This window comes from Nocardioides convexus, from assembly GCF_011090295.1.
The window spans coordinates 4,627,742-4,652,592 of the sequence record NZ_JAAMYA010000001.1; the positions used below are offsets into that span (position 1 = coordinate 4,627,742).

Sequence of the window (24,851 nt, forward strand, 5' to 3'; positions counted from 1 at the left end):
GCGGCGGTCGCGATGCCGGCGGAGAGCACGACGAGCGGCCGGCGTCGCCGCCGCGGGGGAGCGGTGCGCCGCCGGATCTCGCCGAGCCGGTCGTGCGGGGCCAGGTCGTCGACCGCGTCGCTGAGCAGCCGGCGCAGGTCGTCGTCGGGGTGGGACATCACAGGCCGTCCTTCTGGTGCGGGGCGAGCAGCGGGCGCAGGGCCGCACTGCCGCGGGACGCGTGGCTCTTGACCGCGCCCCTGCTGATGCCGAGGGTCTCGGCGATCTCCGACTCCGAGAGGTCGAGGTAGTAGCGCAGCGCGAGGACCTCGCGCTGGCGCCGGGGGAGGCGCTGCAGGGCGTCGAGCACCGCGCGCCGGCGGCTGTCGGCGAGCACCGGCTCGTCGGCCGGTGGCGCCTCGTCGATCCGGTGCTGCCGGGCCAGGTGCCGCTGCACCACCCCGCGGTGCCGCAGTGCCGAGCGGGAGCGGTTGACCACCGTCCGGCGCAGGTACGCCGGCGCGCGCTCCGGGTCCTCGAGCCTGCGCCCAGCGCCGGTGCATCTCCACGAACGCGTCCTGGACCACCTCCTCGGCCTGGCCCAGGTCGCGCACCAGGAGCACCGAGAGGCGCACGAGTCTGGTCCCAGTGGGCGACGTACAGGTGCTCCAGGGCGGTGTCGGCGTCGGTCATCGCAGGCCCGGCCGTCCCGGCGGCGGGACCGCCGGGGGAGAGGTGGGGAGCGCCGAGCACCGCATGGACCGTCACGGTAGTTCCACGCCCCAGTGACCCGAACGGTTGACACCGGTTCCGGTCGATCTGGGAAGGTGGCGACGTGAGCGCCGACGCCGACTGCCTGTTCTGCAAGATCGTCGCCGGGGACGTGCCCGCGGACGTCGTCCACAGCAGCGAGCGGACCGTCGCGTTCCGCGACATCAACCCGCAGGCCCCGCTGCACGTCCTCGTCGTGCCCCGCCACCACGAGCCCAACGCCGCCGCGACGGCGAGCGCGGACCCGCTCGACCTGGCCGAGATCGCCATCACGGCCCGCGCCGTCGCCGCCGCCGAGGGGTACGACGACTACCGGCTCGTCTTCAACACCGGTGCCGGCGCGCAGCAGACCGTCTTCCACACGCACTGCCACGTGATCGCCGGCCGCGAGTCGACCTGGCCGCCCGGCTGAGCAGGTCATGGGGGAGGCACCGGCGGGTTTCGGGGACGCCCTCGCCGCGGCGATGCGCCGGCGGGGCATGGCCCTCAGCGAGCCTGCGCGAGCGGCTGCGGGGTCGCGGGCACAAGGTCTCGTTGACCACCCTGTCGTACTGGCGCTCGGGCCAGCGCACCCCCGACCGGCGCCCCTCGCTCGAGGCGATCGGTGAGATCGAGGCGATCCTCGGGCTCAAGGAGAACGACCTGCTGCACCGGCTTCCCGGGCCGCGCCGGCGCCGGGCAGGCGATCCGGTGCCCTTCGACGAGTCTGCTGCTGGGCTACGCGACGGTCGAGCCGGCCGTCACCGAGGGCGACGTGTTCCGGGTGACGGCCCACCTCACGGCCGACGTCAACGAACGCGGCGAGACTCGTCTGCGGGCGGTTGCGCCAGGCTCGTCGTCGCCGACCGCGAGGGTGTCACCGGCTTCACCCTCTTCCACGGCCCTGCCGCCGAGGACGAGGAGAACCGCACCGTGGTGCTGCCGGCCGCCGGGTGCGGGGTCGAGGACGTGCGGGACCTCGAGCACGGCATCCGCTCCACGTGGGTCGTCTTCGAGCGGCCGCTGCGGATGGGCGAGGCGGCGATGACCGAGGTGAAGATCCGCAACACCGACGGCGCCCCGCCCGACCTCGACCAGGAGTACGCCTTCGCCGCCGAGCAGCGCCTCGAGGAGGCCGTCGTCTGGGTGCGCTTCCATCCCGACCGGGTGCCGGCGCGGGTGTGGCTGTTCTTCTCCGAGGCCGGCCTGCGCCACGAGTGGGAGGTCCCGCTCGACGGCGCGCGGAGCATCCACCACCGCCAGACCGACTTCGGGCCGGGGACGCTCGGCGCGCGCTGGGAGTGGTGAGCGGCGGCCGAGGGGGAAACGAGCCTGGGCGGGTGGGGCCGGCTCCCGTAGCATGGAGGCGACCGTTCGTCGTACTGAAAGGCCGCCCGCACCGGGCATCCATGACCGACTCCACCCCCACCCCCATCGGCTCCACCCGCCACACCGTCGTGGTGCCCAACAGCATCGACATGGTCACGCTCTTCGGGCCCGGCGACGAGCACCTCGGCATCATCGAGAAGCAGTTCGGTGTCCAGGTGCACGTGCGCGGCAACCGCGTCACGCTCAGCGGCGACCCGCACGAGTCGGAGCTCGCCGAGAAGCCTCATCGAGGAGCCTCGTCGCCCTGCTGCGCACCGGCCAGGGCATCACGCCCGAGGTCGTCGAGCGCGTCGAGGCGATGCTGCGCGCGCAGACCGCGACCTCCGAGCGTCCCGCCGAGGTGCTCTCGGTCAACATCCTCAGCAACCGCGGCCGCTCGATCCGCCCCAAGACGCTCAACCAGAAGCGGTACGTCGAGACGATCGACAACCACACGATCACCTTCGGGATCGGCCCGGCGGGCACCGGCAAGACCTACCTCGCGATGGCGAAGGCCGTGCAGGCGCTGCAGGCCAAGCAGGTCAACCGGATCATCCTCACCCGCCCGGCGGTCGAGGCCGGCGAGCGGCTGGGCTACCTGCCCGGCACGCTCAGCGAGAAGATCGACCCCTACCTGCGCCCGCTCTACGACGCCCTGCACGACATGCTCGACCCCGAGTCGGTGCCGAAGTCTGCTCGCCGCCGGCACCATCGAGGTGGCGCCGCTGGCCTACATGCGCGGCCGCTCGCTCAACGACTCCTTCATCATCCTCGACGAGGCGCAGAACACCACGCCCGAGCAGATGAAGATGTTCCTCACCCGGCTCGGCTTCGGCTCCAAGATCGTGGTCACCGGCGACGTCACCCAGGTGGACCTGCCCTCGGGCACCACCTCGGGGCTGCGGATCGTGGAGGACATCCTCGACGGCGTCGAGGACCTCGCCTTCGTCCGGCTCACCAGCCACGACGTCGTCCGGCACAAGGCTGGTCGCGCGGATCGTGGCGGCCTACGACGACTTCGACGCCAAGAAGGAAGCCAAGCGCGAGCCTGCGCCAGCAGCGCCGGTTCGAGGCGCCGAAGGCCGGCGAGGGGGACGACACCGAGTGAGCATCGAGATCCTCGACGAGGCCGGCAGCGGCCTCGACGTGAAGCACTTCGCCCGGCTGTCGCGCTTCGTGATGGACCAGATGCGCGTGCACCCGCTCGCGGAGCCTGTGCATCAAGGCCGTCGACGAGGACACCATCGCCGGGTCTCAACGCCCGGTGGATGGACAAGGAGGGCCCCACCGACGTGCTGGCCTTCCCGATGGACGAGCCTGCGTCCCGGCCTGGTCAACGAGGAGCCCGAGGAGGGCGTGCTCGGTGACCTGGTGCTCTGCGTCGCCGTCGCCGAGCGGCAGGGCGAGAGCGCCGGCCACGGCACGCAGGCGGAGCCTGGGTCGCTGACGACCCACGGCATCCTGCACCTGCTCGGCTACGACCACGCGGAGCCCGAGGAGCACAAGGTGATGTTCGGTCTGCAGGACCAGGCTCCTCGCGCAGTGGCGCGCGCTCCCTCGATGATCGGCGACAGTCTCTGGCCGCTCGGTGCAGCGGCCGTCCTCGTCGTGCTCGCCGGGCTGTTCGCCGCTGCGGATGCCGCCCTGGCGGGCTTCTCCCGCGCCCGCGCCCTGGAGGCTCCTCGCCGAGGGGCGCGGCGGCGCGAAACGGCTGGTGACCGTCCTGGAGGACGCGCCCCGCCACCTCAACACCGCGCTGCTGCTGCAGACTGTTGTGCGAGATCGCTGCCATCGTCGTCGTCACGCTCTACGTCGACGACCACCTCGACGCCTCGTGGTGGGCCCGCGCCGGGCTGTCCCTGGCCGTGATGCTGGTCGTCTCCTTCGTGGTCATCGGCGTCGCTCCGCGCACCGTCGGGCGCCAGCACTCCGAGAGCGTCGCGGTCTGGTCGGCATGGCCGCTCTCCGCGCTGACGACCGTGCTCGGCCCGGTGCCGCGGCTGCTCATCGCCGTCGGCAACGCGATCACCCCCGGTCGGGGCTTCCGCGAAGGGCCCTTCCAGACCGAGACCGAGCCTGCGCGAGCCTGGTCGACATCGCCGAGGCCAGCGAGCCTGATCGAGGCCGACGAGCGGAAGATGATCCACTCCGTCTTCGACCTCGGCGACACCACCGTGCGCGAGGTGATGGTCCCGCGCGGCGACGTGGTCTACATCGAGGCCCACAAGAACCTGCGCCAGACCAAGTCCCTGTTCCTGCGCTCGGGCTTCTCCCGGATGCCGGTGATCGGGGAGAACCTCGACGACGTGCGCGGCTTCGCCTATCTCAAGGACGTCGTGCGACGCGACTTCGAGGACCCCGACATCGAGGTCACCCAGAAGGTCGAGGAGGTCATGCGGCCGGTGCACTGGGTGCCCGAGTCCAAGCCCGTCGACGACCTGCTCCGCGAGATGCAGGCTCGGCGCCAGCACGTCGCCATCGTCGTCGACGAGTACGGCGGCACGGCCGGCCTGATCACCATCGAGGACCTGCTGGAGGAGATCGTCGGCGAGATCACCGACGAGTTCGACGAGGCCGAGGTCGAGGTCGAGCAGATCGGCGGTGCTGCCGACGGCATGGTCCGGGTGTCCTCGCGCTACCCGGTGGACGACCTGGACGAGATCTTCGGCTTCGACATCGAGGAGGAGGACGTCGACTCGGTCGGCGGCCTGCTCGCCAAGCACCTCGGCCGGGTCCCGATCCCCGGCTCGGTCGTGGAGGCCCACGGCCTGCGCTTCGAGGCCGAGCAGTCCGCCGGCCGCCGCAACAAGATCGGCACCGTGCTGATCTCGCGGGTGGTCGACCAGCCGGTCACCGAGGGCTGAGCGCCCAGGGGTCCTCGCGCCGCCACACGGTGGGGAGGTGCAGGCCGACGCCCTGCGCCGCGGCCAGGTCGCCGAGGACCCCCATCGTGACGTCGAGGTCGTCCCCGGCGTACGGCAGCGCGCGCAGGGGCTGGTCGAGGGGGCGGAAGAAGTCGTCCCAGTGGGTCAGCACCACCTCGCGGGCGCCCACCGTCTCGACGGTCTCGGCCCAGTAGGTGCGCAGGTAGTCCTCGCTCTGCACGCCGAGCCTGGCCGACGCCGAGGTAGGCGACGTCGGCCTGCCGCCCGGCCAGCGAGCCGGCCCGGAAGCCGGCGCTGCCCTGGACCAGGGCGCTGCGCCCGGAGGCGTGCTCGACGAGGATCGACCAGGCCTCGCCGCAGCGGTAGGCCCCCGTCTTGACCGGCGGTACGACGGGTGCGTCGATCGTCCCCGGGAAGCGGTCCGGCGGGCAGTGCTCGGACTCGATCCAGGTCACCGTGAAGGCGCCGAAGGTCTCCGCCACGCCGGGCGTCACGACCCTGACCCGGTCGGCCGGGAGCCCGCCGCCGTGCCCGACGTTCGCGGTGGAGGTGCCGCCGGCCAGGACGGCGCCGGTGCGGGCGGCGACCGCCGCGGAGTCCATCGCGTGGTCGAAGTGGGTGTGCACGGGCGTCACCAGGGCGAGCCGGTCGATCCCGGCTCGCCCCAGCACCGCGTCGATGCGCGCCTCGTCGGGCGCGATCGGCCGTAGCAGGACCTTCGGCAGCGACGGCCTGGAGAAGAACCCGTCGGTCAGCAGGGCCGTCTCGCCGTCGTCGAGCAACAGGCTGCTGACGCCGAGGAAGGTCACGGCGAAGGAGCCGGTCGCCTCCGGTACGTCGAACCGCTCGGCGTACCGCCCGATGTCGGGGCGGCCCGGCTTGAGCCGCATCAGGCCCCCGGCACGATCCGGATGTCGCGCACCGCGCCGTCGCCGAGCGCGTCCAGCGCCTCCCGGTAGGCCGCGGAGTCGTGCGCGGCGACGGCCGCCTCGACGCTCTCGAACTCGATGACGACGACCCGCTGCTCGATCCCCGCCTCGTAGACCTGCTCCGGCAGGCCGCGGGCGAGGAACCGGGCGCCGTGCGCGACGAGGGCAGGACCGGCGAGACTCGGCGTAGGCCGCCATCTTCGCCTCGTCGGTGACGTCGCGGTAGTTGCTGATCCAGTAGGCAGGCATGGCTCCATCCTGCCGCACCGGGTGTTGGCGCACCGTCGGTGTCCGGTTCACCGGCGGGTGGTGGGATGCGCCCATGATCAAGGCTCTCGGGATCTCTCCTCGCCCTGCCCGCCGCCCTCCTGGCCGTCCTGCCCGTGGCCGCGCCCGCCCGGGCCGCGACGCCGCCGTCGAAGACCCAGTGGCTCGCCGACGTCGACCGTGCCCTCGACGGCGCGAGCGACTACCTCGACACCCGCGCGAGCGAGGGTGGGCGCGACCTGGCGATCGTGCTGGACATCGACAACACCTCGCTGGAGACCTACTACGACGAGGGCACCGCGACGCCGCAGGTGCTCGCCCTGGCGGAGAAGGCCCGTTCCCTGGGCTACTCGGTGCTCGTCGCGACGTACCGGTCGGACACGCGAGGCGCCCGCGCCGACCTCGAGGCAGCGGGCTACACGGTCGACGGGGTCTGCGGCCGGATCTCCGGGGAGTCCGGAGCGGCCACCACCAAGCAGCGCTGCCGGGCGGCGTACGCCGACGAGGGCTACACGATCACCGCGAACATCGGCAACCGGCCCACCGACATGGCCGGGGAGAACTACGAGCGCGGCTTCCAGGCTCCCCGACTACGACGGCGGCCTGTCCTGAGCGCGCGGAGAGGCTCTGGGATGATCGGCTCATGCCGGACCTCTCCGCCGAGGACAAGAAGCTCGTCACCCTCGCTCGCGCCACTCGTGCGCGCATCTCGGCCGCGGAGGGCGCGGCGGTGCGCGACACCGACGGCCGCACGTACGCCGCCGCGACGGTCGAGTCTGCCGTCCCTGCGCCTGACTGCGGTGCAGGCCGTGGTCGCGATGGCGATCGCGGGCGGCTCGTCCGGCGTGGACGCGTGCGTGGTGCTGGGGGACGCCCAGGACCTCACCGAGCCGGACGAGGCGGTGCTGCGTGACGTGGCGGGTGCCGCCGGAGTGACGGTGCACGTGGGCGACGCCCGCGGCACGGTGACCATGACAGATGTCATGGCCCGGTCGTGACGAGCGAGCGAGGGTTCGCGGGCTAGGAGCCGTCACGCTGGTCGCATGACGACGAATGCGAATCCTGCGGTGCGCCTCGCGGGGGTGACCAAGGACTTCGGCAGCGTGCAGGCGGTCCGCGGGATCGACCTCGAGCCTGCACCCCGGCGAGATCGTGGCCTTCCTCGGGCCGAACGGCGCCGGCAAGACCACGACGATCGACATGGTGCTCGGCCTCACCAAGCCGACCACCGGCACCGTCGAGGTCCTCGGCATGGAGCCGCGCCAGGCCATCGCCCGCGGCCTGGTGTCGGCGGTGATGCAGACCGGCGGCCTGCTCAAGGACATCACGGTCCGCGAGACGGTGGCTTACACCGCGAGCCTGTTCGCGGACACGCGCCCCGTCGAGGAGGTGCTGGAGAAGGCGGGCATCACCGGCATCGCCGGCCGCAAGGTCGGCAAGTGCTCCGGTGGTGAGCAGCAGCGGCTGCGCTTCGCGATGGCGCTGCTCTCCGACCCGGCCCTGCTGCTCCTCGACGAGCCGACCACCGGCATGGACGTCGAGGGCCGCCGCGCCTTCTGGTCCGCGATCCGCGCCGACCTCGACACCGGGCGGACCGTCCTCTTCGCGACGCACTACCTCGAGGAGGCCGACCAGTACGCCGACCGGATCGTCCTCGTCAGCAAGGGCACCGTCGTCGCCGACGGCTCCGGGCCCGAGATCCGCGCGCTGGCGAGCGGCCGCACCCTGCGGGCGCACCTGCCCGCTGCGGATCGCAGCGTGCTGGAGCGGATCGGCGGCCTCGGGGGAGTCGAGAGCGTCGAGGCTCGCGGCGAGGTCGTCATCGTCCAGGCCAAGGACAGCGACGCCGTGGCCCGCTACCTGCTCAACGAGACCAACGCCCGCGACCTGGAGATCACGGCCAAGGGCATCGAAGAGGCGTTCCTCAGCCTGACGGGAGAACAGTGATGACCAGCCTACGACCCGACCGCCCGCCGGGTGCCGCCGATGGGCGGCTTCAACCTCACCGTGCTCGGCATCGAGTCTGCGCCGGATGCTGCGCAACCGCCGCACGATCGTGTTCACGCTGATCTTCCCGGCCGCGATGCTGCTCGCCTTCGGCGGTCAGTCCGGTTGGCAGGAGAAGGCCGGCAGCGGCAACGTCGCGGCCTACATCCTGGCCTCGATGGCGCTCTACGGCGCCGCGCTGACCGCCGCGGCCGGTGGCTCGATGGTCGCCCTGGAACGATCGCTGGGCTGGTCCCGCCAGGCTCCGGCTGACCCCGCTGAACCCGGTCGTCTACATCCTCACCAAGGCCCTGGTCGCCCTCGCCATGGGTGCCCTGGCCATCACGGCGGTCAACGTGGTCGGCGCGGTCCAGGGCAAGGCGGAGATGCCGACCGACGTGTGGATCGAGTGCGCGGTGGTCACGCTGTTCTGCACGCTCACCTTCGCCGCGCTCGGCGTCTTCATCGGCTACGTCGTGCCCGGGGAGAACGCCATGCAGATCCTCGGCCCCGGCCTGGCCCTGCTGTCCTTCCTCGGCGGGGTGTTCATCCCGCTCGACAACTACGCGACGGCGGTGCGTCACATCGCCTACTGGACGCCGATGTACGGCCCCGCCGAGATCGCCCGCTGGCCGCTGACCCACGAGTCGCCCTGGTACGCCGTGGTCAATGCCGTCGCGTGGTTCGCGATCTTCGTCGCGGGCGCCGCCTGGCGGATGAGCAAGGACACGGCGCGGGTCTAACGTGACGCTCGTGGACACACCCGGACCGCTGCCCGCGCAACGCCCCCTGGGGCGGCTCGGGCCGCTGTTCGCCGCGGTCTGGCTGGTCTTCCTGCTCGACCCGGTCCGCGCCGCGTGGCAGGACCTGCCGGCGGTGCACGCGTGGGTGGGGCTGCTCGCGACGCTGGCCTTCGCGGCGTCGTACGTCGGGCTGTGGGTCGCGCTGCGCACCGGCCGGGCCCGGCTGCGCATCGCCCCGCCGCTGCCGGTCCGGCTCGGCTGGACCGCGCTGCTCGTCGGCCTCGCCGCGGTGATGGTGGCGGCGCTGGGGCAGGTCGGCACGGCGAGCGTGGTCTACCTCGCGGTGACCTTCGTGATCCTCTACCCGCTCGTGGTGTTCGTGCCGGTGGTGCTGGCGCTGGCCGCGGCGGTGCTGCTCACCGGCGTCGCCGTCGAGGGCTGGGAGCACAGCCCGTGGCTGGCGTTCTCGGTCGTCGCGGCGTCGCTCGCGGTGTTCGGGGTGCGCTCGATGATGGCGCGCAACATCGAGTTCGCTGCGTGCCCACGAGACCAACGCCGAGTCGGCCGCCGAGCAGGAGCGCACCCGGCTGGCCCGTGACCTGCACGACATCCTCGGTCACTCGCTGACGGTCATCACGATCAAGGCCGAGTCTGGCCGGGCGGCTGATCGACGTCGACCTCGACCGGACCCGGGCCGAGCCTGGCCGACCTGGAGCGGCTCAGCCGCGACGCCCTGGCCGACGTACGACGCGCGGTGCAGGGCTATCGCGACCTCAGCCTGCCCGGCGAGACTCGCCCGGGCCAGGACCGCACTGGCGGCCGCCGAGATCGAGGCGAGCCTGCCCAACAGCACCGACGACGTGCCGAGCGACCTGCGCGAGCCTGTTCGCGTGGACGGTGCGGGAGGGAGTGACCAACGTGATCCGCCACTCGGGCGCCCGTCGCTGCGAAGTGGTCCTCGCCCCGGACCGTGCGGAGGTGCGCGACGACGGCCGTGGTCCGAGCACCGGCGGACCCCCGGGCTCGGGCCTGACGGGCCTGCAGGAGCGGGCCGACGCGCTGGGTGCGCGTCTGGTGACGCGGCGCCTCGAGCCCGGTTGGTCGCTGACGGTGGTGCGGCCGTGAGCGCCCCCATCCGGCTGCTGCTCGCCGACGACCAGGCCCTGGTGCGCGGCGCGCTGTCGGCGCTGCTCGGCCTCGAGCCGGACCTCGACGTGGTCGCCGAGGTCGGCACCGGGACGGACGCCGTCACGGTGTCGCGCGACCTGGCGCCGGACGTGGCCCTTCTCGACGTGGAGATGCCCGGCCTCGACGGGATCGCGGCCTGTGCGGAGATCCGCGCCGCCTCGCCGGGCACCCGGGTGCTCATCGTGACCACCTTCGGCCGTCCCGGATACCTGCGCCGCGCCCTGCAGGCGGGCGCGTCCGGATTCGTGGTGAAGGACACGCCCGCGCCCCAGGCTCGCCGACGCCGTACGACGGGTCCACCAGGGACTGCGCGTCGTCGACCCGACCCTGGCCACGGACTCCCTCGTCAGCGGTGAGTCGCCGCTGACCGCGCGGGAGACCGACGTGCTGCGCGCCGCCCGTGACGGCTCCTCGGTCGCCGCGATGGCCGCTCGGCTGTTCCTCTCCGAGGGCACGGTGCGCAACCACCTGTCCGCCGCGATCGGCAAGACCGGGGCGGGCAACCGGGCCGAGGCGGTCCTCGTCGCCGACGGGAATGGATGGCTCTGACGCGGGGTTGCCCCGACACACAACCGACATCGAGCAGGAGTAAGTTGCGGATCGTGGCAGACCGAGGCTGGCACCAGCACAACGAGGCAGTGGCGCGACTCGCGTCGTCGTACGCCGCGATCCCGGCGGGAGAGACGGTGCGACTGGCGAAGCGCACCACGAACCTCTTCCGTGCGCGGGCCGCGACCAGCACGCCGGGCCTGGACGTCTCCGGGCTCGACGGCGTGATCGAGGTGGTGCCGGACGGCCCCGACGGTCCGGTCGCGGAGGTGCAGGGCATGTGCACCTACGAGGACCTCGTCGACGCCACCCTCCCGCACGGCCTGGTGCCCGCGGTCGTCCCGCAGTTGCGCACGATCACCCTCGGCGGTGCCGTCACCGGCCTGGGCATCGAGTCGACGAGCTTCCGGCTCGGCCTGCCGCACGAGACGGTGCTGGAGATGGACGTCTTCACCGGCGCCGGGGAGGTGGTCACCACCCGCCCGGGCGACGAGTTCGTTCGACGCCTTCCCCAACTCCTACGGCTCGCTCGGCTACGCGACGCGGCTGCGGATCAGCCTGCAGCGCGTGCCGTCGTACGTCGCGCTGCGGCACCTGCGCTTCGACGACGCCGAGTCGATGGTGAAGACCCTGGCCGACATCGCCGCGACGAGCGAGCACGACGGCGAGGAGGTGCACGGTCTCGACGGCGTCTCCTTCGGCCCCGGCGAGCACGTGCTGACCCTGGCCCGGTGGACCGACGAGCCCGGCCCCACCTCCGACTACGCCGGCCAGGACATCTACTTCCGCTCGCTGCAGCGCACCGACCGGGACCGGCTGACCGCCTACGACTACCTGTGGCGCTGGGACACCGACTGGTTCTGGTGCTCGGGCGCCTTCGGCGCGCAGAACCCGAGGATCCGCCGCCTCTGGCCGCGGTCGCTGCGGCGCTCGGACGTCTACATGCGCCTGCTCCACCTCGACCGCCGCTTCGGCATCGCCGACAGGCTGGACCGCCGCGCCGGCCGGCCGCTGCGCGAGCGCGTCGTGCAGGACATCGAGGTGCCGGTGGAGAACCTGCCGGCCTTCCTGGAGTGGTTCGACGAGGAGATCGGGATGCGGCCGGTCTGGCTGTGCCCGCTCGTCGCGACGCGGGCCTGGCCGCTCTACCCGCTGGAGGCCGGCCGGCTCTACGTCAACGTCGGGTTCTGGGGCACCGTCCACGTCGGCGCGGACGCCCCGAATGCCCCGAAGAACCGGGCGATCGAGCAGAAGGTCACCGAGCCTGGGCGGCCACAAGTCGCTCTACTCCGAGGCGTTCTACGACCGCGAGACGTTCGACGCGCTCTACAACACCACGCACCTGGCCGCAGTGAAGCGGCAGCACGACCCCGACGACCGACTGACGACCCTCTACGACAAGGCGGTGAAGAGCCGATGACCAGCAAGGGCATCGCCCCCACGATCGCGTCCCTGTTCCCCGGCGGCCTCCCGCTGTGGCTCAAGGCCTACGACGGCAGCGAGGCCGGTGCGCTCGACCAGCCGTACGGCCTGGAGCTCGTCAGCGAGCGCGGCCTGTCCTACATCATGACCGCGCCGGGCGACCTCGGCCTGGCCCGGGCGTACGTCGCCGGTGACCTGGTGCTGCACGGCGCCCACCCGGGCGACCCCTATGCGGCGTTCTCGCTGCTCAAGGACAACACCGACTTCGGCGTGCCGAAGGCCACCGAGCCTGGTCGGCATCATCCGCGCCCTCGGTGTGAGCCACCTCGTCCCGCCGCCCCCGCCGCCGCAGGAGCACCTGCCGGCCTGGCGGCACCGGCTCGAGGGGCTGCGCTCGCTGAGCATCCCGTTCGGCAAGTGGAGCCGGCACTCGCAGGAGCGCGACGCGGACGCCATCCACCACCACTACGACGTCTCGAACACCTTCTACGAGCACGTCCTCGGACCCTCGATGACCTACACCTGCGCGGTCTTCCCGACCGAGGACGCGACGCTGGAGGAGGCGCAGGAGCACAAGTACGACCTCATCTGCCGCAAGGCTCGGACTCAAGGAGGGCGACCGGCTGCTCGACATCGGCTGCGGCTGGGGCGGCATGGTCCGCCACGCGGCGAAGCACTACGGCGTCAAGGCGCTCGGCGTGACCCTGTCGCGCGAGCAGGCGACGTGGGCCCAGGAGGAGATCAAGCGCCGGGGCCTGGACCACCTCGCCGAGGTGCGGCACAGCGACTACCGCGACGTGGAGGAGGGCGACTTCGACGCGGTCAGGCTCGATCGGGCTCACCGAGCACATCGGGATCGCCAACTACCCGGCGTACTTCTCCTTCATCAACGGCAAGGCTCAAGCCGCAGGGCCGGGTGCTCAACCACTGCATCACCCGCTACGACAACGTCGACCGCTCCACCGGCGCCTTCATCGACCGCTACGTCTTCCCCGACGGCGAGCTTTGCCGGCTCGGGCACGATCGTGGAGGCCGTGGAGAACGCCGGGCTCGAGGTCCAGCACCACGAGAACTTCCGGCTCCACTACGCCAAGACGCTCGCGGGCTGGTCGAAGAACCTCGCCGACAACTGGGACGCCTGCGTCGCGGAGACCGACGAGGGCACCGCGCGGGTGTGGGGGCTCTACATGGCCGGGTCGCGGATCGCCTTCGAGCGCAACGAGATCCAGGCTGCACCACGTGCTGGCGACCAAGACGGTCGACGGCGAGAGCGGCTACCCGCTGCGCCACGACTTCTGAGTCAAAACTTTCGGCATTCGCCTCCGCGCTCCTCCTCCGCCTGCCACAGTGACCGACGGGGGAGGAGCGTCGTGAGGCGCTCTTACGTCGTGGCGTGAGGGAAGTCGATGTCGAGGTCTCGGAGCAAGCTGGTTCCTGCGTACGGCGAGTCTGGGGCGCGGTGGCCCTGCTCGCGCTCACCACGGGGGCGGGCTCCGTCCCTCTCGTCCGCACGGCGGCTGACGGGCCCGCGTGCACGATCGTCGGGACCCGCGGCAACGACCTGCTGGTCGGCACGCCCGGCCGCGACGTCATCTGCGGCGGTCCCGGCAACGACCGGATCTACGGCCAGGGCGGCAACGACGTCCTGCGCGGCGGTCCGGGCAACGACAAGATCTACGGCCGCGGCGGCAACGACATCATCCGCGGCGGCTCCGGCAACGACCAGGCTCTACGGCGACGCGGGCGCCGACCGGATCCTCGGCGGCCCCGGCAGCGACCGGATCGAGGGCGGCGACGGCAATGACCGGCTGAGCGGCCGCAGCGGCGACGACGTGCTCGTCGGCGGCGCCGGCCGCGACACCCTCGCAGGGGATGCCGGCGACGACGTGCTGCGGGGCATCGACACCGCCGCGTGGAGCGAGTCTGCTGGTGTGCGGCCTCGGCCGCGACCGGGTCTTCGCCGACCGCAGCGACGTCCGCCGAGGCTGCGAGAGCACCGTCCTCGCCCCGCGCCCGCCGAAGCCGCCCACGCCGCCGGTGACCCGGCACGCCCCGGTGGCGGTCGACGACTTGCTCACCGCCGTCGAGGACACCCAGCCTGGAGGTGCCCACGACCGGTGCCGGCAGCCCGGCCGCCAACGACACCGACGTGGACGGTGGCACCCTCCGGGTGGTGGCGGTCTCCGGCGCGACCGGTGGAGCGGTCGGCATCGTCGGGGGCAGCACGGTCCGGTTCACCCCGGCGGCGAACCTCTGCGGCGCGGGTTCGGGCGGATTCGACTACGTCGTGGAGGATCCCACCGGCCTGCGCGACACCGGCCACGTCACCCTCGACATCACCTGCGTCCCTGACGGCCCGGTCGCGGTGGACGACGCGGTCACGGTCACCGAGGACGCCTCCGCCGTCGCGCTCGACGTGCTCGCCAACGACAGCGACGCCGACGGCGACGCGCTGCACCCGGCGATCGCGACCCAGCCGCTGCACGGCACGGCCCAGGTCGTCGCCGACGTGGTGCGCTACACGCCCGACGCGAACTACTGCAACACCCCTCCGGGCACCAGCCCGGACACGTTCACCTACCGCCTCGACCCGCTGGAGCCCGCGGCCACGGTCTCGGTCGCGGTCACCTGCGTCGACGACCCGCCGGTCGCGGTGAACGACTCCTACCTGCTCGACGAGGACGACGCGGCCACCCCGCTGGACGTGCTCGCCAACGACACCGACGTCGACGGCGGGGCGATCGCCGTCGACGAGATCACCCAGCCCGCCCACGGCGACGTCGTCGTGACCGGCGGCGGCACCGGGCTCAGCTACGTGCCGGACGCGAACTACTGCAACACCCCGCCGGGCACCGACCCCGAGACCTTCACCTACACCCTCGCCCCGGGCGGCTCCACCGCCACGGTCAGCGTCGCGGTCACCTGCGTCGTGGACGCCGCCGTCGCGCACGACGACACGGTGACGGTCGCCGAGGACGCCTCGGCGACCACCGTCGACGTGCTGGGCAACGACGAGCCCGGCGACGGCGGAGCCCCGAGCGTCACGGCGGTCACCAGCCCCGCGCACGGGACCGCGGCCCTCGCCGGTGGCGTGGTGACCTACCAGCCGGACGCGAACTACTGCAACGTCGCGCCCGACGTCGACACCTTCGACTACACGCTGTCCGGCGGCTCGTCGGCCACCGTCAGCGTGGCGGTGACGTGCGTCAACGACGCACCGACCGCGACGGACGTGGCCTTCTCGGGCGCCAACGCGGCGATCGGCAACACGACCCTCGTCATCGACGACTCCACCGACGGTCCGCCCTCGGTCGTCCGTCCGCACAAGACCGTCGGCGGCGACCTGCTCGGCGGCGCGAGCGACGTGGAGACGCCGGCCAGCCTGGCGATCGTGGCGGAGAGCGTCACCACCGCGCACGGCGGCACGGCGGTCATCGAGACCGACGGCGACATCACCTACACGCCGCCTGCCGGCTGCTCCACGACGCCGGACACCTTCAGTCACACCGTGACCGACGGCGACGCCACCGGCCAGGCCCAGGTGAGCATCGCCTCCACCGGCTGCGTCTGGTACGTCGACAGCGCCGGCCCCGGCAACGACGGGACCTCCGCCGCGCCCTTCGACACCCTCGCCCAGGCGGTCACCGCGGGCAGCGCCAACGACGTCATCCACGTCGTGCGCGGCACCGGTGCGTCGTACGACGCCGCGGTGGTGCTGAAGCCCGGCCAGCGCCTGGTCGGCGGAGCCGCCGACCTCGTCGTCGCCAGCACCTCCCTCGCCATCGGCGCGCCGGCCGAGCGCCCGACGCTGACCCGGTCGGGGGCGACGTCATCACCCTCGCCACCGGCAACTCCGTGACCGGTGTCCAGGTCGACCCGTCCGGTGCCGGCAGCGGCATCGCGGGCGGCGCCGGCGCGGGTGGCGCGACCCTCACCGACGTGCGGATCGTCGACAGCGGCACGGCCGGCACGGAGCCGGCCCTGGAGCTCGACGGCACCAGCGGGACCTCGACGATCACCGGCCTGGTCGTGGACTCCTCCGCGGCCTCCGGCGCGACCAGCGGGTCGATCGGCCTGCGGCTGAACAGCGCCGGCACCGTGGTCCTCACGCCCACCGGCACGATCTCGATCACGACCAAGGGCGCTCGCGGCCTCGTGGTCAGCGGCACCGCACTCGGGACCAGCGCCGTCGACCAGGTCACGGTCACCGGCTCGGGCGGCGGGGCGGTCGACCTGTCCTCGACGACCGGCAGCCTCACCTTCGGCGGGCTCGCGCTCACCACGACCAGCGGAGCCAAGGCTGCCTTCGCGGTGCAGGGCTCCGGCCCGGTCGTCGTCCCGCCCGCCTCGACCGCGGTGGTCAGTGCCACCGGCGGCCCCGCGGTCGACGTGACCTCGACGCCCGCCGCGGACCTGTCGTTCGACAGCGTGTCGTCGTCGAACAGCGCGACCGACGGAGTGAACCTGGACGCCAGCGGCACGTTCCGCGGCGGCCGGTGGCACCATCAGCGGTGCCGGCGTCGTCGCCGTGGACGTCAACGGCGGCGCGGACGACATCACCTACGCCGGCGCCGTCACCGACGGCAGCGGCGCCACCGCCGAGGTCACCGGCCGCACCGGCGGCACGGTGACGCTCAGCGGCACCCTCGCCGACGGCGCCGACGCCGGCGGCGGGATCAGCCTGAGCGGCAACAGCGGCGGCGCCACGGTGCTCAGCGGCAGTGCCAAGACGTTCAGCACCGGGGCCGCGACCGCGGTCGCGATGACCTCGAGCGCCGGCCACGCGCTGCGCCTGACCGGCGGTGGGCTGACCGTCACCACCACCAGCGGCAAGGGCGTCGACGCCACCGGCAGCGGCACGCTCGTGGTCTCGGGCAGCGGCAACGTCATCGACAGCGGCACCGGTCGAGCGCTCGGCGTCACCAGCACCGCCATCGGGTCGGCAGGACTGGTCTTCGACAGCATCAGCAGCGACGGCGCGGCCAACGGCATCGTCCTCGACGGCACCGGCTCGACCGGCTCGCTCCAGGTGACCGGCACCGGCGGCACGTGCACCGCCGCCGACACCTCCGGCTGCACCGGCGGCGAGATCACGCACACCACCGGCGCGGACAGGCTCCTCGCTGACGCCCCCCGGGACCGGCATCGTGCTGCACGACACCCAGGCTCCGAGCCTGACCCGGATGTGGATCCACGACCACAGCAACTACGGGGTGCGCGGCAGCAGCGTGCGCGGTCTGACGATCGCGCAGAGCGTGGTCAACGGCACCAACGGCGACAACGCCACCACGCCGTACGACGACTCGAGCATCCTGCTGACCGATCTCACCGGCAGCGCGTCGATCACCGCCACGCACGTCAGCGGCGGGCTCGAGGACAACCTCCGGGTGGCCAACGCGGCGGGCTCGCTCGACCGCCTCACCCTCGACCACGTCACCCTTGCGGCCAGCGGCAACCGGCCGACCAACGACGCGGTGGCCGTGGAGTCCACCAGCGGTGCCGGTGCGCTCAAGGCTGACCGTCACCGACAGCGCCTTCCAGAGCGCAGCCGGTGACCTGCTCCAGGTCACGCACGGCGGCAGCGGCGCCGGCGACCTGGTGCTGACGGGCAATGCGTTCAGCAACGCGCACCCGGCGATCGCCACTGGGGGCGGCGGGCTCACCGTGGTGCAGTCCGGGACCGCCGGGGCGACCACGATGAACGTCACCGGCAACACCTTCCGCGACGCGGTCGGCCCGGGCCTGCTGTTCGTCAAGGACCTCGGTGCGAGCACCCAGCAGGGGACGTTCAGCAACAACACGATCGGCGTCGCCGGCGTACCCAACTCGGGGTCGGCGGAGGGCTCCGCCCTCGAATCCAGGCTCGTGGGCGGCGGCTCCTCGGGCTGGACGGTCGCCAACAACCAGGTCCGCGGCTACAACAACATGGGGATCGAGGTGCTCGCCGGCGGCGGTGGCAGCGCCCAGGGCGGCACCTTCGTCACCACGGTCACCGGCAACACCCTGACCGAGCCCGGTACGACGCCCGGAACGATCGGCCTCGCCAAGCAGGCCATCCACTACAACATCGGCACCCAGCCGGGCGACACCTTCCTGGCCTGCGCGGCGATCAGCGGCAACAGCCTGGCCACGGGCGGAGCGGACTCCAACCCGCCGACCATCGACGCCGACGTCCGGCTGCGGCAGCGGCAGAGCACGACGATCCGCCTGCCCGGCTACGCGGGGGCGAACAACGACAACGCGGCCGTCCAGGCGTTCGTCGCGGCGGCCAACCCGGCGGGCGCCCCGACCATCTCCGCCTCCAACACCGTCGCGAGCGGGGGCGGCGGCTTCACCGGCGCGGCCTGCCCGTCCCTCCCCTGAGCACAGGAGCACCCGTGGCTGAACCCTTCCTCGGCGAGATCCGCCTGATGTCCTTCGTCTTCCCTCCCCAGGGATGGGCGCTGTGCAACGGCCAGGCTCCTGCCGATCAACACCAACCAGGCCTTGTTCTCGCTCCTCGGCACGCTGTACGGCGGCAACGGGCAGACCAACTTCGCCCTGCCGGACCTGCGTGGCCGGGTGCCCATCCACGTGGGCAGCGGGCACACCCAGGGTGAGCGGGCGGGCGAGCAGGCGCACACCCTGACGCCCAGCGAGCCTCCCGCAGCACAGCCACCAGGTCCGGGCCGCGAGCGCGGCGACCGGCGGCGCGGCCACGCCGAGCGGGAAGTTCCTCGGCGGCGGCAACAACGTCTACGGCGCCAGCGGCGCCACCACGACGCTCAGCGCGGAGACCGTCGCCAACGTCGGCGGGGGCCAGGCGCACCTGAACATGCAGCCCTTCCTGACGATCGACTTCTGCATCGCGCTCCAGGGCATCTTCCCGAGCCGGGACTGAGGAGGACGACGATGGCACAACCGTACGTGGGTGAGGTCCGGATGTTCGGCGGCAACTTCGCGCCGGTGGGCTGGGAGTTCTGCCAGGGCCACCTGATGCCCATCAGCGAGTACGAGACGCTCTTCAACCTGATCGGCACGAGTTTACGGCGGCGACGGGGAGTCCACCTTCGCGCTGCCCGACCTGCGCGGCCGTCTGCCCCTCCACCAGGGCAACGGGTTCATCCTCGCCGAGACGGGAGGCGCCGAGGAGGTCACCCTCACCGCGAACCAGATCCCCGTGCACTCCCACCCGCTGGGTGCCGTCAACAGCCTGCCCGGCAACCAGGTCAGCCCGGCGGGCAACCTGCCGGCGATCTCCTTCAACGTCGTGCCCTACCTCAACGACGCCGTCTCGGGAGCCTTCGACCCGACGGCGGTCACGCCGGCGGGCGGGAGCCAGCCGCACACCAACTTCCAGCCCTACCTGTGCATCAGACTTCATCATCTCGATGTACGGCATCTACCCCTCCCCGACCTAGGAACGAGCCCCTCATGGCAGACCCGTTCGTCGCCGAGATCCGCATCTTCGGCTTCAACTTCCCGCCCCGGGGATGGGCCTTCTGCGACGGCCAGCCTGCTGCCGATCTCGCAGAACACCGCGCTCTTCTCCCTGCTCGGCACGACCTACGGCGGCGACGGCAAGTCGACCTTCGCGCTGCCGAACCTGCAGGGCAGCGCCCCGATGCACCCCGGCCAGGGGCCCGGGCTGAGCCAGCACTTCCTCGGCGAGCAGGGCGGCTCGGAGACCGTCACGCTGATCGGGTCTGAGATGCCCGCCCACACCCACGCGCTGCGAGCGAACACGATCGACCCCGCCGACACCAGCACCCCCGGCACGAGCGCGACCTTCGCGCCCTCGACCGGCGGCACGCTCTACCAGGCGGTGGCCGACACGGAGCCTGGCGCCGACCGCACTCGCGTCCGCCGGCGGCAGCCAGCCGCACAACAACATGCAGCCCTACCTGACCCTCAACTTCTGCATCGCCCTGCAGGGCGTCTTCCCGGCCCGGCCGTGACCACGGGGAGCGGGGACGGCGTCGCGCTGCGTCCCGTCGTGGCCGACGACTCCGAGGACCTCCTGGCGCTGTACGCCGCCGGGCGGGCCGAGGAGCCTCGACCAGGTCGCGTGGCCGCCGGGCCAGCGGGAGGCCTTCCTCCGGATGCAGCACGACGCCCGGGAGCGCCACTACCGCGACGCGAACCCGGAGGCGAGCCTTCGACGTCGTCGAGGTGGCGGGGCGCTTCGCCGGGCGGATCACGCTCGACCGGCGCCCCGACGACCTCCGCGTGGTCGACCTGGCCCTGCTGCCGGCGTACCGGGGCCGGGGGATCGGGGGAGCGCTGCTCGGCCGGGTGCTCGTCGAGGCGGCCGCGACCGGGCGCACGGCCAGCATCCACGTCGAGGTCCACAACCCCGCACGGCGGCTCTACGAGCGGCTCGACTTCCGCGTGGTCGAGGACCTGGGCGTCTACCTGCTGATGCGCTGGACGGCCTCAGGCGAAGGCGGCCTCGTAGCGGCCGGGACCGACGGGGACCAGGAAGAGAGCGGTGTCGCCGAGAGCGTCGTGGCGGACCTGCCAGGTGCCCTGCGGGAGCCCGTCGGGCCCGGCGAAGACCAGCGCGAACTGCTGCCGCACGCGGCCGTCGGGGCCCGCGGCGCCGGTCCCGGCGCCGAGCGTGGCCTCCTCGAGCGTCAGGCTCGAACCAGGCACCACCCGGCAGGCCGGCCGCGAAGCGGTCGCCGACGAGCCCGGCGAAGTCGTCATGAGTGAGCCACTCCACCCGCCCACCGTAGCCGGGCACGCCGCCCCGAGCAGGAGGAACTGATGTCCGACCTCACCCGCCGCACCGTCCTCGGCGCGAGCGCGACCGGGCTCGCCGCGACCGTCGTCGGCGGCGCGGTCGCCGCGCCCGCGCAGGCGGCACCCGCACGTCGTACCGGACTGCTGGCGCGGCGCTTCACCGCCGAGCACGCGCTCTACCGGCGCGGTCGCTTCGCCTCCCGCCGCGGGTCGGCCTTCTGGGTCACCGGCACGGGAGTGCGGGTGAGCATGAGGCTGGTCGAGGTCACCGACATCACCGGCGTGAGCCGGGGCTCGCTGCGCAGCCTTCGAGTCGACCTTCCAGGCGGCCCGCAGGGGGCCGGTCCAGGGCACCTACACGCTCAGCCGCAAGCGGTTCGCCGCGACCTCGTTGTTCCTGGTGCCCACCGGCACCGACCGGCGCACCTACCGAGCGGTGGTCAACAACCGCTAAGCACTAGCCTTGACCGGTGAGCACCCGGGCCCAGCAGCACACCGCCGACGTCGTCGCGCGGGAGCAGGTGACGCCGCACCTGGTGCGGCTCACGCTCGACGCGCCGGGCTTCGTCTCGACGGGCATCGCCGACGAGTGGGTCGGCCTCGTGGTGCCCGGGCAGTTCCAGAGCCGCTACTACACGGTGCGCTCGATCGACTCTTCGGCGGGCTCAGGGAACGTGCGGATCGTTCTCGACGTGGTGGTGCACCCGGTCGGGCTCGTGACCGAGTGGGCCTCCGGTGACCCGGTCGGCCAGCAGGTGACGCTGACCGAGGCCAAGGGCTCCTTCCTGCCTCCCGCCGACGCCGGCTGGCTGCTGCTCGTCGGTGACCTGACGGCGCTGCCCGCGATGGCCCGGATCGCCGTCGAGCACGGCACCACCACGCCGACCCGGATCGTGGCGGAGGTGCCCACCGACTCCCGTGTCGAGGGCTACTTCCCGGACGGGACCGAGGTCACCTGGCTGCCCACCGACGGCGCCAGCCGGCTGGCCGAGGTGGTCGAGTCGCTCGACTTCCCCGAGGGCCCCGGCTACTTCTGGATGGCGGGGGAGTCCGCGCAGATGCGCGCGATCCGCAAGCACCTGATGCGCGAGCGCAAGCCTCCCGAGCACCCACTACGACGTGATGGGCTACTGGCGCTCGGTCGCCCAGCGCCAGCCCCGCGCCGTGGACCCGGGCCCGATCTGGCGAGCCGGCAAGGCCGCCGGGAAGTCCGACGAGGAGATCTGGGCCGACTACGACGCCGCACAGGAGGCGAGCCGATGACCGAGCACGACGACGACTTCGACGAGGACTTCGACGAGGACTTCGGCGCACTGCCCCCGCCCGCCGCCCCGGTCTTCTCCAGCGACGTCGCCGAGGGCCACCGCAGCGGGTTCGCCTGCTTCGTCGGTCGGCCCAACGTCGGCAAGTCCACGCTGACCAACGCCATCGTCGGGCAGAAGATCGTCATCACCTCCGACAAGCCGCAGACCACCCGCACGGTCGTGCGCGGCATCGTGCACCGCCCCGACGGCCAGCCTCGTCCTCGTGGACACCCCCGGCCTGCACCGTCCGCGCACCCTGCTCGGCGAGCGGCTCAACGACCTGGTGAAGACCACCTGGGCCGAGGTCGACGTGGTCGCGGTCTGCTTCCCGGCCGACGAGAAGATCGGCCCCGGCGACCGGTTCCTGGTCACCGAGCCTGGCCAAGGTACGGCGGACGACGAAGATCGCGATCGCCACCAAGACCGACCTCGCCACACCCGAGCGGATCGGTGAGCACCTGCTCGACATCGCCGAGCCTGGGCCGCGAGACCGGCACCGAGTGGGCCGAGATCGTGCCCGTCTCCTCGGTCGCCGGCGACCAGATCGACCTGCTCGCCGAGCCTGCTGGTCGGGCTGATGCCCGAGGGCCCGCCGCTGTACCCCGACGGCGACCTCACCGACGCTCCCGAGGAGATCCTCGCCGCCGAGTCTCATCCGCGAGGCCGCCCTCGACGGCGTCCGCGACGAGCCTCCCGCACTCCATCGCCGTGGTCGTGGAGGAGATGGGCCTGCGCGAGGACCGCCCCGAGGACAAGCCGCTGCTCGACATCCACGCCAATCTCTACGTCGAGCGCGACTCCCAGAAGGGCATCATGATCGGCAAGAAGGGCGCCCGGCTGCGGACCGTCGGGACGGCCGCCCGCCAGCAGATCGAGGCCCTGCTCGGCGTACCGGTCTATCTCGACCTGCACGTCAAGATCGCCAAGGACTGGCAGCGCGACCCGCGTCAGCTGCGCAAAGCCTGGGTTTCTAGCCGCCGGGCGGAGGCAGGACCTTCGGCGGACGACCGCGGCGCTCGCGCAGTCCAGGCTAGTCCGGAGCCCAGCAGCGGCCGAAGGCCTGACCCATGGCCCACTGCTCCTTGGTCGGCCACTCGTAGCCCCACTCGAAGGTGAGCGGGTCCTTCGCGACGTCCGCGCCGGCATTCTCGCACTGCGAGCGCCCGGCGGCGCGGACCTTCTTCTCACCGGGGTAGGCGCCCTCGGGGAAGAGCACCACGTCGATCGCGCGCCAGGAGTGCTTCGCCGAGCAGAGCACCCGCTCGAACCTCTTGTCGTCGGGCGCCGCGGTGCCGCACATGGCGTACCGGTCGCGCGCCTTGGCATCGCCCAGCGCGTTGCGGATCCCGCTCCGGAGCTCGGCGAGGGCCGAGGTGCCGGCGAGGACGACGGCGTCGCAGCGGTACCAGTCGGCTCCGGCGTCGGAGTCCTCCACGGTCGGGGTGAACCAGACCGGGCGGATCATCGACAGGCGCAGGCTCTTCACGCTCCCGCCCAGGTACGACGTGAGGGCCTTCGGGCACGCGCTGGCGACCTGTTGCTGGACCCGGTCGGAGTCGACCGCGAGCAGGTGGCCGTCCACGAGCGCGTCGATCCGGCCGACGGCGACGGTCTCGCTGGTGTGGGCCGTGGTGCAGGGGAGCGGCTTGCTCTCCGAGGTCGGCGCGATCGCCTTGTCGTAGGGCAGGCTGGTAGCAGGCGCCGACCTTCGGCGCGGCCGGCGGAACGGGGGCAGGGGTCTGCGTGGCGGTGGGCTCCTGCTCGGCCTTCTTCGCCGGCTCGTCGCCGCTGCACGCGGCGAGCGCGGTGGCGAGGCCGACGGTGAGCGCGGCGAGCAGCGCGCGTCGTACGGTCGTCAGGTGGGGGGTGGAGCGCATCCTCGGCTTCTCTACTTCGTCACTTCGTCGTCTTCGCCCAGCACACCGAGCGCCGGATGCCGGCCTTCCACTCCGCCTGGTGGAAGAAGGTGAACCCGTACTCGAACTCGGCCGGGTAGTTCAGCCAGGCCTTCACCGACGCCGCGCAGAACGAGCGGGTGCGGCTCTCCATCACCCGGTCGCCGGGGTACTCGTCGTCGGGCTGGCCCAGACTTCACGGTCGTGACCGCGCGCCAGGCGTGCTTCTGCGAGCAGGGCACCTTCTCGCCCTGTGCGACCGACGGGCCGCTGGCGCAGGCCAGCCAGCCTGTTGTCGGGCCGCCCGGACAGCATGCCGCGGGCGGTCCTGGGCAGGGCGCGGTACGCGGGGCTGGCGGAATTGCCGCCGATCACGTCGCAGCGGTACCACCGAGCGCCCTTCGACCACGCCTTCTCGGAGGGCCGGAACCAGGCCCAGCTCACCGTGGTGCGCAGGACCAGGCTCTCGTCGGCGCCGACGAACTCGGCGAACTTCGTCGAGCAGGTCCGGTAGGCGTAGGTGCCGAGGTCGGGGTCGTCGTAGTCGGCGTCGTCGTACTCCGCGGGCAGGTCGGCGGCGGCGTAGGTCTCGGCGGTGTGCCGGCTCGCGCAGTCCACGGCGGCCGTGGCGTTGGCCGGCTTGGCGACGTCGTCGGGCGAGAGGTCGCGGCACACGCCGGTCTTGGGCACCTCGACCGCGTCGACCAGGTCGGGATCGGTGTTGCCTCCCTGGTCCTCGGACCCGCATCCGCTCAAGCCCGCGCCGAGGAGACCGAGGCAGACGACGGCGACGGCATGGCGCAGCCTCATCGTAGGTCCCCTCTCGTCCCGCCCCCGGGTCTGCTCGTCACGTCAGCAGTGC

The 24,851-nt window shown here is 72.5% G+C and carries 27 protein-coding genes and 5 pseudogenes; 26 read left to right on the forward strand and 6 right to left on the reverse strand.

Annotated elements, in window-relative coordinates:
* Positions 1-157: 157 nt before the first annotated feature.
* Positions 158-784, reverse strand: coding sequence for a sigma-70 family RNA polymerase sigma factor (locus G5V59_RS34190; protein WP_278259410.1), 627 nt, complete (start codon positions 782-784; stop codon positions 158-160).
* A gap of 30 nt (positions 785-814) precedes the next feature.
* Between G5V59_RS34190 and G5V59_RS34195 the strand changes: the two genes are divergently transcribed.
* The 10 genes and pseudogenes from G5V59_RS34195 to G5V59_RS34240 all read left to right on the forward strand — a co-directional run bounded on the left by G5V59_RS34195 (position 815) and on the right by G5V59_RS34240 (position 9,505).
* Positions 815-1,162 carry an HIT domain-containing protein gene (locus G5V59_RS34195; RefSeq protein ID WP_278259411.1) on the forward strand — a complete coding sequence of 116 codons (348 nt, stop codon included), beginning with the start codon at positions 815-817 and terminating at the stop codon, positions 1,160-1,162.
* A gap of 122 nt (positions 1,163-1,284) precedes the next feature.
* Positions 1,285-2,037 (forward strand): hypothetical protein, encoded by a 753-nt coding sequence (locus G5V59_RS34200; RefSeq protein ID WP_278259412.1) that lies wholly within the window; start codon positions 1,285-1,287, stop codon positions 2,035-2,037.
* 101 nt (positions 2,038-2,138) lie between these two features.
* A pseudogene (locus tag G5V59_RS34205) lies at positions 2,139-3,111 on the forward strand (PhoH family protein); the annotation flags it as partial.
* Positions 3,112-3,285: 174 nt separating this feature from the next.
* Positions 3,286-3,966: an rRNA maturation RNase YbeY gene (gene ybeY / locus G5V59_RS34210; protein ID WP_278260239.1), complete on the forward strand. Its 681-nt coding sequence runs from the start codon at positions 3,286-3,288 to the stop codon at positions 3,964-3,966.
* Positions 3,870-4,961: a hemolysin family protein gene (locus G5V59_RS34215; protein WP_278259413.1), complete on the forward strand. Its 1,092-nt coding sequence runs from the start codon at positions 3,870-3,872 to the stop codon at positions 4,959-4,961. Before ybeY ends, G5V59_RS34215 begins: the two co-directional genes overlap by 97 nt.
* A 1,333-nt stretch (positions 4,962-6,294) precedes the next feature.
* Entirely contained in the window at positions 6,295-7,176 is an 882-nt protein-coding gene (locus G5V59_RS34220; protein WP_278259414.1) for an HAD family acid phosphatase, read from the forward strand.
* 154 nt (positions 7,177-7,330) lie between these two features.
* Complete coding sequence (locus G5V59_RS34225) at positions 7,331-8,125, forward strand: ABC transporter ATP-binding protein (RefSeq protein ID WP_278259415.1); 795 nt, start codon at positions 7,331-7,333, stop codon at positions 8,123-8,125.
* Positions 8,126-8,155: 30 nt separating this feature from the next.
* Positions 8,156-8,437 carry a hypothetical protein gene (locus G5V59_RS34230; protein WP_278259416.1) on the forward strand — a complete coding sequence of 94 codons (282 nt, stop codon included), beginning with the start codon at positions 8,156-8,158 and terminating at the stop codon, positions 8,435-8,437.
* The gene (locus G5V59_RS34235) at positions 8,380-8,907 is read left to right on the forward strand and encodes an ABC transporter permease (RefSeq protein ID WP_278259417.1); all 528 of its coding nucleotides are present in this window, start codon (positions 8,380-8,382) and stop codon (positions 8,905-8,907) included. Before G5V59_RS34230 ends, G5V59_RS34235 begins: the two co-directional genes overlap by 58 nt.
* A gap of 10 nt (positions 8,908-8,917) precedes the next feature.
* Entirely contained in the window at positions 8,918-9,505 is a 588-nt protein-coding gene (locus tag G5V59_RS34240; protein WP_278259418.1) for a hypothetical protein, read from the forward strand.
* Positions 9,506-9,523: 18 nt separating this feature from the next.
* Here G5V59_RS34240 and G5V59_RS34245 read toward each other — a convergent pair whose 3' ends face one another.
* Positions 9,524-9,754: a hypothetical protein gene (locus tag G5V59_RS34245; protein ID WP_278259419.1), complete on the reverse strand. Its 231-nt coding sequence runs from the start codon at positions 9,752-9,754 to the stop codon at positions 9,524-9,526.
* A gap of 71 nt (positions 9,755-9,825) precedes the next feature.
* Here G5V59_RS34245 and G5V59_RS34250 point away from each other — a divergent pair, with 71 nt between their 5' ends.
* The 13 genes and pseudogenes from G5V59_RS34250 to G5V59_RS34325 all read left to right on the forward strand — a co-directional run bounded on the left by G5V59_RS34250 (position 9,826) and on the right by G5V59_RS34325 (position 20,467).
* Entirely contained in the window at positions 9,826-10,032 is a 207-nt protein-coding gene (locus G5V59_RS34250; RefSeq protein WP_278259420.1) for a hypothetical protein, read from the forward strand.
* A pseudogene (locus tag G5V59_RS34255) lies at positions 10,029-10,644 on the forward strand (response regulator transcription factor). Before G5V59_RS34250 ends, G5V59_RS34255 begins: the two are co-directional and overlap by 4 nt.
* A gap of 89 nt (positions 10,645-10,733) precedes the next feature.
* Positions 10,734-11,999 carry an FAD-binding protein gene (locus G5V59_RS34260; RefSeq protein WP_278259421.1) on the forward strand — a complete coding sequence of 422 codons (1,266 nt, stop codon included), beginning with the start codon at positions 10,734-10,736 and terminating at the stop codon, positions 11,997-11,999.
* 296 nt (positions 12,000-12,295) lie between these two features.
* A pseudogene (locus G5V59_RS34265) lies at positions 12,296-12,598 on the forward strand (class I SAM-dependent methyltransferase); the annotation flags it as partial.
* A gap of 121 nt (positions 12,599-12,719) precedes the next feature.
* The gene (locus G5V59_RS38360; RefSeq protein ID WP_341351101.1) at positions 12,720-13,463 is read left to right on the forward strand and encodes a class I SAM-dependent methyltransferase; all 744 of its coding nucleotides are present in this window, start codon (positions 12,720-12,722) and stop codon (positions 13,461-13,463) included.
* Positions 13,460-13,870 carry a calcium-binding protein gene (locus tag G5V59_RS34280; RefSeq protein ID WP_278259422.1) on the forward strand — a complete coding sequence of 137 codons (411 nt, stop codon included), beginning with the start codon at positions 13,460-13,462 and terminating at the stop codon, positions 13,868-13,870. The genes G5V59_RS38360 and G5V59_RS34280 overlap by 4 nt, the downstream gene beginning before the upstream one ends.
* Positions 13,871-14,236: 366 nt before the next feature.
* Positions 14,237-15,925, forward strand: coding sequence for an Ig-like domain-containing protein (locus tag G5V59_RS34285; RefSeq protein ID WP_278260241.1), 1,689 nt, complete (start codon positions 14,237-14,239; stop codon positions 15,923-15,925).
* Positions 15,922-17,193 (forward strand): hypothetical protein, encoded by a 1,272-nt coding sequence (locus G5V59_RS34290; RefSeq protein ID WP_278259423.1) that lies wholly within the window; start codon positions 15,922-15,924, stop codon positions 17,191-17,193. The genes G5V59_RS34285 and G5V59_RS34290 overlap by 4 nt, the downstream gene beginning before the upstream one ends.
* Positions 17,194-17,213: 20 nt before the next feature.
* Positions 17,214-17,621 (forward strand): hypothetical protein, encoded by a 408-nt coding sequence (locus G5V59_RS34295; RefSeq protein WP_278259424.1) that lies wholly within the window; start codon positions 17,214-17,216, stop codon positions 17,619-17,621.
* The gene (locus G5V59_RS34300; RefSeq protein ID WP_278259425.1) at positions 17,569-18,429 is read left to right on the forward strand and encodes a hypothetical protein; all 861 of its coding nucleotides are present in this window, start codon (positions 17,569-17,571) and stop codon (positions 18,427-18,429) included. Before G5V59_RS34295 ends, G5V59_RS34300 begins: the two co-directional genes overlap by 53 nt.
* 14 nt (positions 18,430-18,443) lie before the next feature.
* Complete coding sequence (locus G5V59_RS34305) at positions 18,444-18,665, forward strand: tail fiber protein (RefSeq protein ID WP_278259426.1); 222 nt, start codon at positions 18,444-18,446, stop codon at positions 18,663-18,665.
* The gene (locus tag G5V59_RS38365; protein WP_341351102.1) at positions 18,628-19,755 is read left to right on the forward strand and encodes a tail fiber protein; all 1,128 of its coding nucleotides are present in this window, start codon (positions 18,628-18,630) and stop codon (positions 19,753-19,755) included. The genes G5V59_RS34305 and G5V59_RS38365 overlap by 38 nt, the downstream gene beginning before the upstream one ends.
* A 1-nt stretch (position 19,756) precedes the next feature.
* Positions 19,757-20,467, forward strand: coding sequence for a hypothetical protein (locus tag G5V59_RS34325; protein WP_278260385.1), 711 nt, complete (start codon positions 19,757-19,759; stop codon positions 20,465-20,467).
* A gap of 14 nt (positions 20,468-20,481) precedes the next feature.
* Here G5V59_RS34325 and G5V59_RS34330 read toward each other — a convergent pair whose 3' ends face one another.
* Positions 20,482-20,754: a hypothetical protein gene (locus G5V59_RS34330; RefSeq protein WP_278259427.1), complete on the reverse strand. Its 273-nt coding sequence runs from the start codon at positions 20,752-20,754 to the stop codon at positions 20,482-20,484.
* A 60-nt stretch (positions 20,755-20,814) separates the two neighbouring features.
* Between G5V59_RS34330 and G5V59_RS34335 the strand changes: the two genes are divergently transcribed.
* From G5V59_RS34335 to era, 3 genes and pseudogenes are all read left to right on the forward strand, one after another.
* Positions 20,815-21,264 (forward strand): hypothetical protein, encoded by a 450-nt coding sequence (locus G5V59_RS34335; RefSeq protein WP_278259428.1) that lies wholly within the window; start codon positions 20,815-20,817, stop codon positions 21,262-21,264.
* A 371-nt stretch (positions 21,265-21,635) separates the two neighbouring features.
* Positions 21,636-21,839: pseudogene (locus tag G5V59_RS38370) on the forward strand (SIP domain-containing protein); the annotation flags it as partial.
* Between the two features lie 264 nt (positions 21,840-22,103).
* A pseudogene (era, locus tag G5V59_RS34345) lies at positions 22,104-23,054 on the forward strand (GTPase Era); the annotation flags it as partial.
* Positions 23,055-23,124: 70 nt separating this feature from the next.
* Here the strand turns inward: era and G5V59_RS34350 are convergent.
* The 3 genes from G5V59_RS34350 to G5V59_RS34360 all read right to left on the reverse strand — a co-directional run bounded on the left by G5V59_RS34350 (position 23,125) and on the right by G5V59_RS34360 (position 24,799).
* Positions 23,125-23,829 (reverse strand): septum formation family protein, encoded by a 705-nt coding sequence (locus G5V59_RS34350; RefSeq protein ID WP_341351362.1) that lies wholly within the window; start codon positions 23,827-23,829, stop codon positions 23,125-23,127.
* A gap of 161 nt (positions 23,830-23,990) precedes the next feature.
* On the reverse strand, positions 23,991-24,143 hold the full coding sequence (locus G5V59_RS34355; RefSeq protein WP_278259429.1) for a hypothetical protein: 153 nt from the start codon (positions 24,141-24,143) through the stop codon (positions 23,991-23,993).
* Positions 24,143-24,799, reverse strand: a complete 657-nt coding sequence (locus G5V59_RS34360; RefSeq protein ID WP_278259430.1) for a septum formation family protein — start codon at positions 24,797-24,799, stop codon at positions 24,143-24,145. The genes G5V59_RS34355 and G5V59_RS34360 overlap by 1 nt, the downstream gene beginning before the upstream one ends.
* Positions 24,800-24,851: the final 52 nt, after the last annotated feature.

What these genes read in the sequence shown, in the direction of transcription:
- G5V59_RS34355 (WP_278259429.1), bottom strand. Translation starts at nt 24,143, where the DNA reads ATGGAGAGCCGCACCCGCTCGTTCTGCGCGGCGTCGGTGAAGGCCTGG.
- G5V59_RS34360 (WP_278259430.1), bottom strand. Translation starts at nt 24,799, where the DNA reads ATGAGGCTGCGCCATGCCGTCGCCGTCGTCTGCCTCGGTCTCCTCGGC.
- ybeY (WP_278260239.1), top strand. Translation starts at nt 3,286, where the DNA reads ATGCGCGTGCACCCGCTCGCGGAGCCTGTGCATCAAGGCCGTCGACGA.
- G5V59_RS34330 (WP_278259427.1), bottom strand. Translation starts at nt 20,754, where the DNA reads ATGACGACTTCGCCGGGCTCGTCGGCGACCGCTTCGCGGCCGGCCTGC.
- G5V59_RS34335 (WP_278259428.1), top strand. Translation starts at nt 20,815, where the DNA reads ATGTCCGACCTCACCCGCCGCACCGTCCTCGGCGCGAGCGCGACCGGG.
- G5V59_RS38360 (WP_341351101.1), top strand. Translation starts at nt 12,720, where the DNA reads ATGGTCCGCCACGCGGCGAAGCACTACGGCGTCAAGGCGCTCGGCGTG.
- G5V59_RS34325 (WP_278260385.1), top strand. Translation starts at nt 19,757, where the DNA reads ATGCCCGCCCACACCCACGCGCTGCGAGCGAACACGATCGACCCCGCC.